This window comes from Janthinobacterium sp. BJB301 (assembly GCF_002735685.1).
GTDB classification, from domain to species: Bacteria; Pseudomonadota; Gammaproteobacteria; order Burkholderiales; family Burkholderiaceae_D; genus Janthinobacterium; species Janthinobacterium lividum.
Map to the genome: position 1 here is coordinate 1333205 of NZ_PDZJ01000002.1, position 16151 is coordinate 1349355.

General features: G+C 60.6%; 12 protein-coding genes and 1 rRNA gene. 4 read left to right on the forward strand and 9 right to left on the reverse strand.

What is annotated here, in order from left to right:
- Position 1: 1 nt before the first annotated feature.
- From CSQ91_RS19265 to CSQ91_RS19275, 3 genes are all read right to left on the reverse strand, one after another.
- Entirely contained in the window at positions 2 to 751 is a 750-nt protein-coding gene (locus CSQ91_RS19265) for an amino acid ABC transporter permease (protein ID WP_034779060.1), read from the reverse strand.
- Between the two features lie 100 nt (positions 752 to 851).
- Complete coding sequence (locus tag CSQ91_RS19270) at positions 852 to 1808, reverse strand: amino acid ABC transporter substrate-binding protein (protein ID WP_034778971.1); 957 nt, start codon at positions 1806 to 1808, stop codon at positions 852 to 854.
- Positions 1809 to 2003: 195 nt separating this feature from the next.
- On the reverse strand, positions 2004 to 3854 hold the full coding sequence (locus tag CSQ91_RS19275; protein WP_099389329.1) for an ABCB family ABC transporter ATP-binding protein/permease: 1851 nt from the start codon (positions 3852 to 3854) through the stop codon (positions 2004 to 2006).
- A 61-nt stretch (positions 3855 to 3915) separates the two neighbouring features.
- Here CSQ91_RS19275 and CSQ91_RS19280 point away from each other — a divergent pair, with 61 nt between their 5' ends.
- Together CSQ91_RS19280 and CSQ91_RS19285 are read left to right on the forward strand one after the other, a co-directional pair.
- Positions 3916 to 4356: an acyl-CoA thioesterase gene (locus CSQ91_RS19280; RefSeq protein ID WP_052139932.1), complete on the forward strand. Its 441-nt coding sequence runs from the start codon at positions 3916 to 3918 to the stop codon at positions 4354 to 4356.
- A 42-nt stretch (positions 4357 to 4398) separates the two neighbouring features.
- Positions 4399 to 5988 carry an alkaline phosphatase D family protein gene (locus CSQ91_RS19285; protein ID WP_099389250.1) on the forward strand — a complete coding sequence of 530 codons (1590 nt, stop codon included), beginning with the start codon at positions 4399 to 4401 and terminating at the stop codon, positions 5986 to 5988.
- Between the two features lie 3 nt (positions 5989 to 5991).
- On the opposite strand, the gene CSQ91_RS19290 is transcribed toward CSQ91_RS19285, so the two are convergent.
- From CSQ91_RS19290 to CSQ91_RS19305, 4 genes are all read right to left on the reverse strand, one after another.
- On the reverse strand, positions 5992 to 7674 hold the full coding sequence (locus CSQ91_RS19290) for a long-chain-fatty-acid--CoA ligase (protein WP_070254812.1): 1683 nt from the start codon (positions 7672 to 7674) through the stop codon (positions 5992 to 5994).
- A gap of 55 nt (positions 7675 to 7729) precedes the next feature.
- Entirely contained in the window at positions 7730 to 9412 is a 1683-nt protein-coding gene (locus CSQ91_RS19295) for a long-chain fatty acid--CoA ligase (protein ID WP_099389251.1), read from the reverse strand.
- Positions 9413 to 9688: 276 nt separating this feature from the next.
- The gene (locus tag CSQ91_RS19300; protein WP_070281830.1) at positions 9689 to 10738 is read right to left on the reverse strand and encodes an aminopeptidase; all 1050 of its coding nucleotides are present in this window, start codon (positions 10736 to 10738) and stop codon (positions 9689 to 9691) included.
- 2 nt (positions 10739 to 10740) lie between these two features.
- Positions 10741 to 12816, reverse strand: coding sequence for a molybdopterin-containing oxidoreductase family protein (locus CSQ91_RS19305; RefSeq protein WP_099389253.1), 2076 nt, complete (start codon positions 12814 to 12816; stop codon positions 10741 to 10743).
- A 206-nt stretch (positions 12817 to 13022) separates the two neighbouring features.
- On the opposite strand from CSQ91_RS19305, the gene CSQ91_RS19310 reads away from it, so the two are divergent.
- Positions 13023 to 14216 (forward strand): M20 aminoacylase family protein, encoded by a 1194-nt coding sequence (locus tag CSQ91_RS19310; protein WP_099389254.1) that lies wholly within the window; start codon positions 13023 to 13025, stop codon positions 14214 to 14216.
- 1 nt (position 14217) lies between these two features.
- Here CSQ91_RS19310 and CSQ91_RS19315 read toward each other — a convergent pair whose 3' ends face one another.
- Entirely contained in the window at positions 14218 to 15120 is a 903-nt protein-coding gene (locus CSQ91_RS19315; RefSeq protein WP_373630535.1) for an NAD(P)-dependent oxidoreductase, read from the reverse strand.
- Positions 15121 to 15213: 93 nt separating this feature from the next.
- Here CSQ91_RS19315 and CSQ91_RS19320 point away from each other — a divergent pair, with 93 nt between their 5' ends.
- Positions 15214 to 15786 carry an acyloxyacyl hydrolase gene (locus CSQ91_RS19320; protein ID WP_249936171.1) on the forward strand — a complete coding sequence of 191 codons (573 nt, stop codon included), beginning with the start codon at positions 15214 to 15216 and terminating at the stop codon, positions 15784 to 15786.
- A 246-nt stretch (positions 15787 to 16032) separates the two neighbouring features.
- On the opposite strand, the gene rrf is transcribed toward CSQ91_RS19320, so the two are convergent.
- Positions 16033 to 16145: ribosomal RNA gene (gene rrf / locus CSQ91_RS19325) — 5S ribosomal RNA — on the reverse strand.
- Positions 16146 to 16151 lie beyond the last annotated feature (6 nt).

Sequence of the window (16151 nt, forward strand, 5' to 3'; positions counted from 1 at the left end):
ATCAATGTCCTCCCGTCTTGGCGCCGGCGACGATGAAGCCCGGGATGGCGACCTTTTTTTCGATCAGGTGCATCAGCACCACCACCAGCAGGTTGACGACGACGTAGATGATGGTGGCGGCCGAAAACGCTTCGAATACCTGGAACGAGAATTCCTGGATGGCGCGCGCGCTGGCCGTCAGTTCGATCAGGCCGATGGTCAGTGCCACGGAACTGTTCTTGATGATGTTCAAAAATTCGCTGGTCAGCGGTGGCATGATGACGCGCGCGGCCATCGGCAGCAAAATGAAGCGGTAGGTTTGCGGCAGGGTCAGGCCCAGCGCCGTGCCGGCCAGTTTCTGCCCGCGCGGCAGCGCCTCGATGCCCGTTGTTACCTGCACGGCCACGCGCGAGGAAGTAAAGAATCCCAGGCACAGCACGGCCGTGACGAACGGCGCATTTGGCAGCGACTTGACCCAGGCGCCCAGATCGGGCGGCAGCAGTTCCGGCATGACGAAATACCAGAGGAACATCTGCACCAGCAGCGGCACGTTGCGGAACAATTCGACGTAGGCATTGGCCACGCCCACCAGCCATTTGTTCGGCAAGGTGCGGACGGTGCCGATCACCAGGCCCAGGATCAGGGCCATGATCCAGGCCGTACCGGCCGTGGCCAGCGTCCAGATCAGGCCGGACCACAGGGTGTCCATATACGTGCCCACGCCATCGGGAGAAATCTCCCAGAAAATGCGCCAATTCCAGTTGTAATTCATGATCATCCTTCCCATGCAGCCCGAGGACAGCGGCCAGCCGGCCGTCCGTCCCGCAAATAAATCGGGAGGCTTGCGCCCCCCGATTTGTTACGCACTCTTGTTACTTTTTCCGTTTGTCCGAAGTCTTCTGCGCTTCGGGCACGGCCGCATAGGCGGCCGGGTCACCGGAGTCGGTCGGATTGGTAAACACGGCCTTCAATTGCGGCGGCATGGGGAATTTCAGGTTGATGTTTTTCGGCGGGATGGGCGAGGTAAACCATTTCGCGTAAATGCGGTTGATGTCGTCGCTCTTGTACAGGCGGATCAGCGCATCGTCGACCACTTTCTTGAAGGCCGGATCGCCCTTGCGCAGCATGATGCCGTACGGCTCGACGGACAGCGCTTCCTTGGTGATTTCGTAGTCGTTCGGGTTTTTCGAGTTGGCCACTTGCGACGCCAGCAGGATATCGTCGTTGGCTTCGGCCACCGCGCGGCCCGTTTCCAGCATCAGGAACGATTCAGGATGGTCCTTGCCGACGGCAATCGTCATGCCCAGGTTTTTTTCCTTGTTCAGGATGGTCATCTGCTTGATGGTCGACGTGCCGGCCGTGGCGACCAGCGTCTTGCCGCGCAAGTCTTCCAGCGTCTTGATGTTTGAGGATTTTTTCGACAGCACGCGGTTGCCGATGACGAACATGGTAGGGGCGAATGCCACCTGCTGCTGGCGCTCCAGGTTGTTCGTCGTCGAACCGCATTCGAGGTCGATGGTGCCGTTGGCCATCAGCGGGATGCGGTTGGCCGACGTCACGGGGCTCATCACCACTTTCAGTTCGCTCAGGCCCAGGTGCTTTTGCAGGGCCGTGACGACTTTCATGCACAGGTCGATCGAATAACCCTGGTATTGCTGTTTGTCATCGAGATAGGAGAAGGGAACGGAGCCGTCGCGCACACCGAGGGTGACGGAACCGGCTTTCTTGATCTTGGCCAAGGTGCCGGTCAATTCCTGAGCCTGGACTGGCGACATGCTGCTGATGACGCCGACGCTGAGCAGCGTGGCGATGATTTTGGTCAATTTCATAAATTCTCCTGGGCGGACAAACCGGATGTACTCCGAACGAAACAACTGTGGTGCAGACGCCACCAATGGAATTAATTTTATTTCATTTTCAGCGCCGGACTAGCCGTTTTCTGCGATTGCCCTCAAATAGGCGCTATACGCGCGCCTGAATCAGCGCGGCTGTAGCATTTTTCCTACTGATTTTCCCTTCCCGATTTATTTTGCCGGCGCCAGCCCCGCCAACTCCTCTTCTTGCGCCTCATCGTCCATATTCGCCTGCTGGCGTTGCCACATCTGCGCATACAAGCCATTCGCGGCCAGCAATTGCGGATGCGTGCCCCGCTCGACGATGCGGCCATGGTCGAGCACCAGGATTTGCTGGGCGTCGGCCACCGTCGACAAACGGTGCGCAATGACCAGGGTGGTACGGTTCCTGGCGATGTCCTTCAGCTGCGCCTGGATGGCCTGCTCGGCCTTGGAATCAAGCGCCGAGGTGGCTTCATCGAAGATCAAAATAGCCGGGTCTTTCAGCAAGGTGCGGGCAATCGCCACGCGCTGCTTTTCGCCGCCCGACAGTTTCAAGCCCCGCTCGCCCACCATGGAGTTGTAGCCATCTGGCAAGCTTTCAATAAAATCATGGATCGATGCCGCTTTGGCGGCCGCCACGATGGCATCCTTGCTGGCGCCCGGCTTGCCGTAGGCGATGTTGTATTCGATGGTGTCGTTGAACAGCACCGTGTCCTGCGGCACGATGCCGATGGCCGCGCGCAGGGAATCCTGGGTGATGCCGCGCAAGTCCTGGCCATCGATGGTGATGCCGCCGCCATCGACTTCATAGAAGCGGAACAGCAAGCGCGACAGGGTCGACTTGCCCGAGCCGCTATGCCCCACCACAGCCGTGGTGGTACCGGCGGGGATCTGGAAATCCACGTCGAACAGGATTTGCCGCTTGGCTTCGTAGCTGAAATTCACATGGTCAAAACGCACGGCTGCGCCCCGCGTGACGAGCGGCTTGGCTTCCGGCGTGTCGGCAATTTCGCGGTTTTCGTTCAGCAAGGAAAACAGGCGTTCCATGTCGGCCAGGCTTTGCTTGATTTCGCGGTAGATGACCCCTAAAAAATTGAGGGGAATATACAGCTGGATCATGAAGGCATTCACCAGCACCAGGTCGCCCAGGGTCATCGTGCCGGCGATCACGCCCACCGTGGCGCGCCATAAAATCAAGGTGACAGCCGTGGCGATGATCAAGGACTGGCCCGTATTGAGCAGGGACAGGGAAGTCTGCGATTTCACGGCCGCCGATTCATAGCGCTGCAAGCCTTCGTCGTAGCGCTTCGCTTCGTAATCCTCGTTGCCGAAGTATTTCACGGTTTCATAGTTGATCAGCGAATCGATGGCCTTGGTATTGGCTTTTGAATCGAGGTCGTTCATGGTGCGGCGGAAATGCGTGCGCCAGTTCGTCACCAGCACGGTAAACGCGATATAGGACACCAGCGCCACGGCCGTGATGACGGTGAACCAGATGTCGTAATGCAAGACCAGGTAGCCGAGCACGAGGGTGATTTCCACCAGGGTCGGCAAGATGTTGAACAAGGTATAGGAAATGAGCGAGCCGACGCTGCGCGTGCCCCGTTCGATGTCGCGCGTCATGCCGCCCGTCTGGCGGTTCAAGTGAAAGCGCAGGGACAGCGCATGCAGGTGGCGGAATACTTGCAGCGCGATGGTGCGCACGGCCCGTTGCGTGACCCGCGCAAACAGGAATTCTCGCAATTCCGTAAACAGGGTGGTCGACAGGCGCAGCAAGCCATATGCCACCAGCAAGCCGACGGGCAGCACCAGCAGCGCCTGCGGATGGGCCGCCGTGATCGTCATGGCGTCGACGAGTTTTTTCAGGATCAGGGGCACGCCCACGTTGGCCAGCTTGGCGCCCACCAGACATAGCAGCGCCAGCAACACCCGCCATTTGTAGACCCACAGATACGGCAGCAAGGTCTTGATGGTGGCGAAATCGCTGTGGCTGGCGGAAGCTGGCGAGCGGGGAGGAGGGGGAGTCTGGGAACGGCGCATGGCGAAGGTCGGCTTTTTATGGTTCAATCGGGGCAATTGTAGCCTTTCATGAGAATAAAAGATGAGCACCTCCCCCGACCGCCCCGACAACTGCCTCGCCTCCGGCCTGCCCGCCGGAAAAATGCCGGAATTGCGCATGATGCCCGCGCCGTCGGACGCCAATGTGTACGGCGACGTGTTCGGCGGCTGGATCATGGCGCAGGTCGATATCGCCGGTTCCTTGCCGGCCACGCGGCGTGCCAACGGCCGCGTCGCCACCATTGCCGTCAATTCCTTCGTCTTCAAAAACCCCGTCTTCGTCGGCGATCTGCTCTCCTTCTACGCCGACATCGTCAAGGTTGGCAATACCTCGATCACCGTCAATGTCGAGGTGTATGCCGAGCGCAACCGCCTGCAGGCATGCATCGTGAAAGTCACGGAAGCAACCCTGATCTACGTGGCGACGGACTCCGACCGCAAGCCGCGCAAGGTGCCGCCCATCGAGACCTTGCTGTCGCCTTGATTGTCGCTGTTACATTAATCCCACGTTTTATTTTCAGACGGCATGGATAGCCAGCGCCGCATCTTTCTGCAGAGCGCCGCGCGCATCGGTGCGCTGGCCGCCGCTGGCAGCGTGCTGTCCGGTTCCAGTGCGGGCGCCGCCACGCGCCTGAATGGCGCCGGCTACCCGTTTGCGCTCGGTGTCGCTTCCGGTTCGCCCTTGCCGGACGCCGTCGTGCTGTGGACACGCATCTGCTACGACCCGCTGCACGCGGCCGCCACGCCCGCCATCGCCCTGAACGTGCGCTGGGAAGTGGCTGACGATGAAGGTTTTCGCCGCATCGCCGCCAAGGGCCAGGCCACGGCCACACCCGCCCTCGCGCATAGCGTGCACGTCGACGTGGGCGGTTTGACACCCGGGCGCTGGTATTGGTACCGCTTCATGCTGGGCGACGCCGTCAGCCCCGTGGGCCGCACGCGCACGGCGCCCGCCGCCGATACCCTGCCCGCCTCGCTGAAACTGGCCGTCGCCTCGTGCCAGCACTGGGAATTCGGCGCGTATGCGGCGCACCGGCACATCGCCGCGGCCGCGCCCGACCTGGTGGCCTTCCTCGGCGATTACATCTATGAATGGGGTCCGTACCAGTTGCAGCATCCGAGCCGGGCCGTGCGCACGCATGAAAGTTTCAGCCTGGACGACTACCGCGCCCGCTACGCGCAATACAAGAGCGACCGCGATTTGCAGGGCGCGCACCTGGCCGCGCCATGGATCGTCACCTGGGACGACCATGAAGTGGCCAACGATTACGGCAATGACCGCGACGAGTTGCTCACGCCCACCTTTTTGCAGCGCCGCGCGGCCGCCTACCAGGCGTTTTATGAACACATGCCGCTACGGCTGCTACCGCTGGGACGGCGGGGCTTCGTCGACATGCGCATCTACCAGCGCTATGACTGGGGCAGGCTGGCGCGCTTTCACGTGCTGGATGACCGGCAATACCGCGCCTATCACGCGTGCGCCAGGCCGGGTCGCGGCGGCTCCAATTCCGTTACTACGCGCAACTGTCCCGACCTGCTGAAACCGCAGCGCACCATGCTGGGCGAGGAACAGCAGCGCTGGCTGCAAGCCGGCCTCGATGATTCTCCCGCGCGCTGGAATATCCTGGCCCAGCAAACCCTGATGGCGCAATCGAGCCAGGTGCCCATCCTGCGGCCCGGCGACGAACGCATCTGGACCGATGGCTGGGACGGCTATCCGCTGGCGCGCCAGCACCTGCTCGACGCCTTGCGCAGCAGCAAGGCCAGCAACCCGCTGGTGCTGTCGGGCGACGTGCACACTTTTTATGCCACGGAACTGAGCCGCAATGCCATGCGGCCCACCGGCAAGGACAATCCCGTCCTGGCCACGGAGTTTTGCGGTACCTCCATCACCTCGAGTTCCCGCCCGCAGGCACGGACGCAGCAGTACGTGGCGATGAACCCGCACATCCGTTACGGACGCAGCGACAAGCGCGGCTATATGTGGATGGAAATCACGCCGGAGAAAACCACGACCCTGTTCCAGGGCCTGGAGAACGTGCGCGACAGCACCTCTGCCATCGCGACACTGGCCAGCTTTGTCGTGCGCGACGGCAGGGCTGGCTTGCAAAGCTGAAGCCTAGGCAACCTTCTTTTCATCGCGCAACTGACGGCGCAAGATCTTGCCGACATTGGTCTTCGGCAACTCATCGCGGAACTCGATGTATTTCGGTTTCTTGTAGGCCGTCAATTCATGCTTGCAATGCTCGCGGATCTGTTCCACCGTCAGGTTTGGATCCTTGCGCACGACAAACACTTTCACAGCTTCGCCCGCGTTGGCATCCGGCACGCCGATGCATGCGCACTCGAGCACGCCCGGGCACGAAGCGACCACGTCTTCCACCTCGTTCGGATACACATTGAAGCCGGACACAATGATCATGTCTTTCTTGCGGTCCACGATCTTCACATAGCCACGCTCATCCATGACACCCACGTCGCCCGTCTTGAAGAAACCGTCGGCCGTCATCGACTTGGCCGTCTCGTCCGGACGCTGCCAGTAGCCCGCCATCACTTGCGGGCCGCGCACGGCGATCTCGCCCGGCTCGCCCAGCGGCACTTCCACGCCATCGTCGTTCAGGATCGCCACTTCCGTCGAAGGGAAAGGCAAGCCGATGGTGCCCGTAAATTCCGTGATATCGACGCGGTTACCCGTCACCACGGGTGAAGTTTCCGACATGCCATAGCCTTCGATCAGCGGGCAGCCCGTCAGCTTCAGCCAGCGCTCGGCCACGTTGCGCTGCAAGGCCATGCCACCGCCATTGCACACTTTGTAGCTGGAGAAGTCGAGCTTGGCGAAGTCGGCATTGTTTAGCAGCGCGTTGTACAAGGTATTGACGGCCGGGAAAACGACGATCTTGTGCTTGGACAATTCCTTGACGAAACCGGGGATGTCGCGCGGGTTGGGAATCAATACGTTCAAGCCGCCCACGCGCATGCCCATGAGGGCGCTGACCGTCAGCGAATAGATGTGATACAGGGGCAAGGCGCACATGAATCCCATCGAGGTGGCGCGCATTTCCTTGGTCATCACGGGTGAAATCCACGCCTCGTTTTGCAGCACGTTGGCGATCACGTTACGGTGCAACAACATCGCGCCTTTCGACACGCCCGTCGTGCCGCCCGTGTATTGCAGGAAGACGATATCGTCATGCCCCTGCTGCACCGGCGTCAGGCTCAGGCGTGCGCCTTCGGCCAGCATCTTGTTGAAGCTGATGGCGCCCGGCAAGGAAAACGCGGGCACCATTTTCTTGATCTTGCGCACGACGAAGTTGACAATCGTGCCTTTTAGTCCACCCAGCATGTCGCCCATGGTGGCGACGATCACATGCTTGACCTGGGTATGCGGCAGCACCTGCTCGACCGTGGTGGCGAAGTTTTCCAGCACGATGATCGCTTCGCTGCCCGAATCGACCAGCTGATGCTGCAATTCACGCGGCGTGTACAGCGGATTGACATTGACCACCGTATAGCCGGCGCGCAGGATCGCCGCCATCGCCACCGGATACTGCAGCACGTTCGGCAGCATGATCGCCACGCGCGCGCCCGTCTTCAGGCCCTTGCTTTGCAGCCAGGCTCCCATCTGCAGCGACAGCTTGTCGAGCTCGCGATAGGTAAGGAATTTATCCATGCACACGAAGGCGTTGCGGTCCGCATATTTCTGGAACGACTCTTCCAGCAAATGCGTGACGGAACGGTATTGCGTGCAATCAATCTCTGCGGGAACGCTGTCCGGGTACGACTTCAACCAAATCTTGTCCATCTCGCCTCATCTTTATCTGTAAAAGGGATGCGCCTCCTGGCACATCCCACACTGTTTATGTTGCTATCTTCGTTTCGTCACGCAGGGCGCGACGCAAAATCTTGCCGACGTTGGTCTTCGGCAGCTCATCGCGGAACTCGATGTATTTCGGCCGCTTGTAGCCTGTGAATTGTTCCTTGCAATACGCGGCCAGCACTGCCTGGGTCAGGTTCGGATCCTTACGCACGACAAATACTTTCACGGCCTCGCCCGAGTGTTCGTCCGGCACGCCCACGCAGGCGCACTCGAGTACGCCCGGATGGGCCGCGATGACGGCTTCCACTTCATTCGGATACACATTGAAGCCGGAGACGAGGATCATGTCTTTCTTGCGGTCGACGATCTTCACGTAGCCGCGCTCATCCATGATGCCCACGTCACCGGATTTAAAGTATCCATCGGGCGTCATGACCTTGGCCGTTTCATCGGGACGGTTCCAGTAGCCGCTCATCACTTGCGGGCCGCGGATGGCGATTTCGCCCGTCTGCCCCAGCGGCACTTCCTTGCCGTCATCGTCGAGGATGGCGATATCGGTCGACGGAATCGGCAAGCCGATGGTGCCGGAGAACGCCGTGCTGTCGGCGCGGTTGCAGGTAGCGACAGGCGACGTTTCCGACAGGCCATAACCTTCGATGATGGACACGCCCGTCACTTGCAGCCACTTGTCGTTGACGGCTTGCTGCACTGCCATGCCGCCGCCATTGGCGATCTTCAAGCCCGAGAAATCAAGCTTGGCGAAATCGGCGTGGTTCACCAGCGCGTTATACAGCGTATTGACCGCTGGCAGCAGGTTGAATTTGTACTTGCCCAGCTCCTTGATCAGGCCGGGGATATCGCGCGGGTTCGGGATCAGGATATTCAGCGCGCCCACGCGCGTGCCCCACATGGCGCACGCCGTCAGGGCAAAGATATGGTACAGCGGCAAGGCGCAGACGATGATCAGCTGCTCCTTGCTGTTCTGGTCGAGCGCCGCGCCCGACCACGCTTCGCTCTGCAGCACGTTGGCGATCACATTGCGGTGGCTCAAGGTCGCGCCTTTCGACACGCCCGTCGTGCCGCCTGTGTATTGCAGGAAGGCAGCGTCATTGATGCTCAGCTCGACAGGCGTGAGTTTCATGCGGCTGCCCAGCGCCAGCGCCTGCTTGAAACGCATGGCGTTCGGCAAGGAGTACGCGGGCACCATCTTCTTGACGTTGCGCACGACAAAATTGACGATCATGCCCTTCAAGCCGCCCAGCATTTCGCCCATGCTGGCGACGACGATGTGCTTGACGGCCGTCTTGCCCAGCACTTGCTCTAGCGTATGGGCAAAGTTTTCCAGCACGATGATGGCTTCGCTGCCCGAATCGTTGAGCTGATGCTCGAGTTCGCGCGGCGTATATAGCGGATTGACGTTGACCACCGTGTAGCCGGCGCGCAGGACGGCGGCAATGGCCACCGGATACTGCAGCACGTTTGGCATCATCAGAGCGACACGCGCGCCCTTCTTCAGGCCACGGCTTTGCAGCCAGGCACCCAGCTGGCGCGAATAGGTGTCGAGTTCGGCATAGGTGAGAAATTTGTCCATGCAGACATAGGCATTGCGATCCGCATATTTTTGAAACGCTTCTTCCAGCAAATGTACCAGCGAACGATATTGATCAGGATTGATGTCGGCAGGTACGCCAGGCGGGTACGACTTCAGCCAAATTTTGTCCATCCTGTGCCTCTTGTCTCGAATAATCGTGGGGGAGCCGGCGCACCCTGCCGGCGCGGATCATTGCTGCGGATTCTGTCGTCCGGCAGTCAGTTTGAGCATTCTGACGAGCAATTGCTCTATGCTACTAATGCGATGCTATCGGGCGCCGGGCTTCCATGCAAGCGCTTTCAACAGTATTCGAGCGGCAACTCTAGGGGTATTTTATGCTGCAATGCAACATGCCAAATACACTGTTGCAGGATCGTTTGCCCTGACGTGCGAGACAATCTTTACGGGTCAGGGGCTGGACAATTGTTCCAGCGCCTGCCTGCGCTCAGGCTTCTTGATCTGGGCCATTGTGTGCACTGCAGCATAAAAAGCACGAAAGTTCTTTTTTTCTTCCAGCAATTTTTTGAAGGCAGGCAAAAATTCATTGTAGGTAGACACGGATGCCAGGTGCGCATTGCTCAATGGCTGCTCGAACCAGCGGTCGTAACCGGCAAAACCACCCCAGTTTGTCTTCACGACCTGATACGCGTCTTGCAATGCCGCAAACACCTGCGCCTTGCGCGCCCGCTTGTCCGCATCGCTGGCGTCGCTCGCATACACTGACTCCAGTTCACCCCGGTATTTCAGCAGCAGGGCGAGGAAATCCTGGCGCCGCGCCGCGTACTGGGCGTACGCCGCGCGCATGGCGTCGTTGCCCTCGCGCGCCAGCCAGCGCTGCACGCCCGCCTCTTCCACGGCACTGGCAAACGACTCGTTGAAGGCCGAATCACCGGGCACGTACACCACCTGGTGCGCCAGTTCATGGAAGATCAGGCGCGCCAGCTCCGCATCGTTGTAATTGATAAAGGTCGACAGCAGGGGATCGTCGAACCAGCCCAGGGTGGAATACGCGGGCACGCCGCCCACCTGCACGTCGTAATGCTGGGCCCGCAGTTCGTCGGCATACGCGAGCGCCTCCTCCTTGCTGTAATAGCCGCGGTAATTGACGCAGCCGGCAATGGGAAAACACCATTGCAGCGGCTGCAGCGACAGTTCCGGCGTGGCCACCACGTTCCACAGCACGAACGGGCGCCGCAGGGAGGCGTAATTCTTGTAGCTGCCATTGTCGGGCAAGTCCAGCTCGCTGACGGCAAAGCGGCGAATTTGCTGCGCCTTGGCCAGACGCACTTTCAGGCGCGGCTCGGTGGCCGGGTCGTCGAGCCAGTCGCCGATGGGCCGCGCGCCCGACCACAAGGCATATTGCCCCTGCGCCGCTTGCGTGTAGTAGCGCAGCTGCGTGCAGCCGCCCAGCAGCAGGCACACCGTGCCGACAAGCAAGCGGGCCGGCCAGCGCGCCATGCTCAGGCAGCCTTTTCCACTTCGACCAGCGTATCGTAGAAGGTCGGCGCGCGGCCCATGTCCGTCAAGCGCTGGCTGGTCACTTCATTGGCATTCTTGCCGTCGCTGGCGAGTTTCTTCCACCACACGGACAAGCCCACGACCAGGCCCCGTCTCGCCTTGTCAGTCACCCTGGCCTTGGCCATAAAACTGCCGCGGTCATTGAAGATGCGCACCATGTCGCCGGCCGCGATGCCGCGTGCGGCGCAATCGTCAGGATGGATATCGAGGTGCGGCTCGCCTTCGGCCGCGCGCAGGCTTTTGACGTTGACGAACGTGGAATTGAGGAAATTGCGTGCCGGCGGGGAAATCATGGCCAGCGGATAACGGGCCGCCAGTGCAGGATTGCTGGCTTGCGATTCGTGCGGTGCGATATACGCCGGCAAGGGATCGAGTCCCGCCTGCGCCATGGCGCTGGAATAGAACTCGCACTTGCCCGATGGCGTGGGGAAACCGCCCTCGGCAAATGGCGCCTCGGCCATGGCGAGCTTTTGCCAGCCCGTGCGTTTCAGCGATTCCCAGTCGAAATGCACGGCGCGCGCATCCGTCGCATCGAACGCCTTGGCCGCCAGCGCATCGTCGCTTTCCTGGAAGCACGGGTCATCAAAGCCCATGTGCTGTGCCAGCAAGCGGAAGATTTCCGTATTCGCTTTCGCTTCGCCCAGCGGCGCGACGGCCGCATTGTTCGCCATCATGTACAGGTGGCCGTAGGTGGAATGCGCATCGACGTGTTCCAGCTGCGTGGTGGCGGGCAGCACGATGTCGGCGTAATCGACGGTATCGGTCTGGAAGTGTTCGAGCACGACCGTAAACAAATCCTCGCGGGCAAATCCCTGCGCCACTTTCGAGGAATCGGGCGCCACCGCCAGGGGATTCGAGTTGTAGACGATCACGGCCTCCACTTGCGGACCGAACTCGGCGGAACTTGCTTTCAATAAATCGTCGCCGATGGTGCTCATGTTGATGGTGCGCGGCGTGCCTTTCAATAAATCCGGGCGCTGCAGGGCCTTGCGGTTGACGGGGAAGGAACCCGAGCTCGACAGTTGCATGCCGCCGGCCGGATGGCGCCAGGCGCCCGTCAGCGCGGGCAGGCAGGCGATATTGCGCACGGCCATGCCGCCGCCATGCACGCGCTGCACGCCGTAGTTGGCACGGATGGCGGCGCCCTCGCCAGAGCGGCATGCCTGGCCGTACAGGCGCGCCAGTTCCACCACTTCAGTGGCTGTGATGCCGCACACCTCGGCCACGCGCTCGGGTGGCCATTCCAGGGCCCGCTGTTTCAGTTCAGCATAGCCGATCGTGTACTGCGCGATATAGTCATGGTCGATCAGGTCTTCGGTGATCAGCACATGCATCAAGCCCAGCGCCAGGGCCGCATCGGTCCCCGGCAGCAAGGCGACATGCTGGTGGCACTTTTCGGCCGTCAGCGAACGGTAGGGGTCGATGGCGATCAAGGTGGCGCCATTGCGCTTGGCCTCTTGCGCGCGCATCCAGAAGTGCAAGTTCGAGGCGATCGGGTTGCCGCCCCAGATAATGATCAATTTCGCGTTCTGGAACTGCTCCATGTCCGTGCCGATGCTGGCGCCCACCGTGTAGCGGTAACCGGTGGCACCGGCCGAGGCACAAATGGTGCGGTCCAGCAGGGAAGCGCCGAGCTGGTTGAAGAAGCGCGACGACATCGATTCGCCCTGCACCAGGCCCATGGTGCCACAGTAGCTGTACGGCAAGATCGCCTGCGGATCGCGCGCGGCGATCGGTTTCAAGCGCGCCGCGATGATCTGCAATGCCTCTTCCCAGCTGATGCGCTCGAACTTGCCTTCCCCCTTCTTGCCCACGCGGCGCAGCGGATGCAGCAGCCGGTCCGCATGGTAGGTACGCTCCGTGAAGCGCGACACCTTCGTGCACAGCACGCCAGCCGTGGTCGGATGGTCGGGATCGCCCTTGACGGCGGTGGCCACCCCATCGGTCACGGTGACCAGCAAGGCGCAGGTATCGGGGCAATCGAGCGGGCAGGCGGCGCGCACTTGGGTGGTGGTCATGGGGCAATCCGAAAACGTTGGGGGAAGGCGATACTGTAAACCATTCCGCGCGCTTGCTGTTGGCGCCGTGGCAAGCACGTCCGTGCGCTGGATTTACCCGGCAAACAAGGGCTACAATGCACTATTAGCCGCGCCTGTTTTTGATCAAACGAGCGCGGTCCGGCGCGCCATACATTGCTGCGTGCCAGCATCCACAGGAGAGTCCCATGAAACTAGTTGATCCGATCTTGGCGTTTCAATCCGAGCTGCAAGGTATCCGCCGCGACCTGCACGCGCATCCCGAGCTGTGCTACGAAGAACAGCGCACCTCGGACGTGGTCGCCGCCAGACTGACGGAATGGGGCATTCCCGTGGTACGCGGCCTGGGCCGCACTGGCGTGGTCGGCATCATCAAAAATGGTACTTCGACACGCGCCATCGGCTTGCGCGCCGATATGGATGCCTTGCCGATGCAGGAAATGAATACCTTCGAGCATGCTTCACGCCATCCGGGCAAGATGCACGCCTGCGGCCATGACGGCCACACGGCCATGCTGCTGGGCGCCGCCCATTACCTGGCGCAACACCGCAACTTCGATGGCACGGTCTACCTCGTCTTCCAGCCAGCAGAGGAAGGCGGCGCCGGCGCGCGCGAAATGATTGAAGACGGCTTGTTTACCCGCTTCCCCATGGATGCCATCTACGGCATGCACAACTGGCCGGGCGCCGAAACGGGCACCCTGAGCGTGGTAGAGGGGCCAATGATGGCGTCAAGCAATGAATTCCACGTCACCGTCAAAGGCAAGGGCGCCCATGCGGCCCAGCCCCACAAGGGCATCGACCCCGTCATGGTGGCCGTGCAAATCGCGCAAAGCTGGCAAACCGTCATCACGCGCAACAAGAGCCCGCTCGACACGGCCGTGCTGTCGATCACGCAAATCCATGCGGGCAGCGCCACCAATGTGATTCCCGATGACGCCAGCCTGGTCGGCACCGTGCGCACCTTCACCACGCCCGTGCTGGACTTGATCGAAGAGCGCATGCGAGAAATCGCCGTGCACACGGCCGCCGCCTTTGGCGCGGAGGTCGACTTTCACTTCAAGCGCAACTATCCGCCGCTGGTCAACCACGCGAAAGAAACGGCGTTTGCCGTCGAAGTCATGCAAAGCGTGGTGGGCGCGGACAAGGTCAACGCGAATGTCGAGCCGACCATGGGCGCGGAAGATTTTGCTTTCTTCCTGCAAGAAAAGGCCGGCTGCTACATCTTCATCGGCAATGGCGATGGCGAGCACCGCGATGGTGGCCATGGCCTGGGTCCGTGCGTCTTGCACAATGGCAGCTACGACTTTAACGACAAGCTGCTGCCCATCGGTGCCAGTTTCTGGGTCAAGCTGGCCGAAGCGAGCCTGCCCATCGCTTGATTTATCCCAGCTTATCCGGACCGGTGCCCAGGCGCTGCCCCGGATTCAACGCTTCCAGGGCCAGCAAGGCTGCCGCATGGTCCGCCGTCGGGTAGGTGGCGGCGATGCTTTCATAGCGCTGCGTCACCAGTTGCGTCACCGGCAAGGTGACGTGTGCAGCCTCGGCCGCCGCGAGGATATTGTGCATATCCTTGACCTGGCTCTTCACTTGGCCGCCAGCAACAAAATTGCGCTCCAGCATGCGCTGGCCATGCACCTCTAAAATCTTGCTTTCGGCAAAACCGCCACGGATCGCTGCCCGTACAGCGCTCGCATCGGCGCCGGCCGCCTGTGCCAGCAACAGCGCCTCGGCCACGATATTCAGGGTGGCGCCGACGATCAGCTGATTGCACAACTTGGCGACCTGGCCACTGCCGGCCGGTCCCACCAGGGTCGGGCGCCCCATGGCCGTCAAGATATGCTCCACGCGCGCATAATCGCCGGTGCTGGCGCCAGCCATGATGGCCAGGTTGCCTGCCTGGGCCCCACCGACGCCGCCCGACACGGGCGCATCGATGAAGGCATGGCCTGCCGCGTGCAAGATGGCATGAAATTGCTGGGCTTCTGATTGCTTGGTGGAACTCATGTCTATCCATAGCGCCCCAGTTGCCAGGGCCGGCAACGCGTCCTGCAGCACCTGCGCCACGATGGGACCGGCTTCCAGCATCGAGATGACCACGTCCGCGCCATTGACCGCCTCAGCCACGGAAACGGCGGGCTGCGCGCCTGCCGCACGCAGGACTTGGGCCTTGCTGTGCGTGCGATTCCAAATTGTGACAGAATATCCAACGTGCAGCAGGCGCCGGACCATCGGATCCCCCATCAGACCGATACCGAGAAATGCGATTTTTGTAGAGAATGTCAATTGAACCCCTGAGATCAACAAGTGGCGAAAGCGGCAGGCAAAGCAAGCTTGCGTCTGCGCAAACAAGACAACAGCCTATCGGCCAATTTTACGATGAAAGCCTCTATGTTCTTCAAGAAGAATCTCCTCAAATCCATCGCCGCCGTGACCGCGCTGATGGCGGCCAATGCCGGCTTTGCTGCCGACGGCAAACTGATCGACTCCGTCTACGGCGAATATGCCAAGGGCGTGAAGGTACAAATGGTACGCGCCGGCGTGACCTCGAACTGGGATACGGCCTGGTTCGTATCGAATGGCACGCAGCTGAGCGGTTACTGGGATGCCAGCATTGGCGGCTGGGATGCCAAGAGCTATCAGAATGTCCCTGGCCAGCATCAAAAACTGTGGGACCTGGGCTTTACCCCCGTTTTCCGTTTTGAAAATACGAATAAGCTGGGTTTTTATGCGGAAGCCGGCATCGGCGTGCACATGCTGTCGAAACTGTACAACAACGATGATGACCGCCTGTCGACCCACTTCCAGTTCGGCGACCATATCGGCGTCGGCTATGTCTTCAATAACAAATGGGAAGTCGCTGCGAAGATCCAGCATTTCTCGAACGGCGGCTACAAGAAACCAAATAGCGGCGTCAATTACCTGAACGTCAAAGTCGCTTACCATTTTTAATGGTTGTGATACATGACAAAGGCAGCGCATAGCGCTGCCTTTTTTACGCCTGCTGAACCACCGAACACCCGGGGTCAGACCCTCCACACCGCCAACGCCAGATTCGGCGCCAACGCGGGATGGGGGTCTGACCCCAGCCTTTGCTGTTGGGTTGCCCCGTCAATGTCCAGACGAAAAAAAACCCGACCATTGCTGATCGGGTTTTTCTCAAGAAATAACAGCCTGGGCTGTTGCTTCAAATAACAAGCCTGACGATAACCTACTTTCACACTGGTTGCAGCACTATCATCGGCGCAAAGTTGTTTCACGGTCCTGTTCGGGATGGGAAGGGGTGGGACCAACTTGCTATGGTCATCAGGCATAAC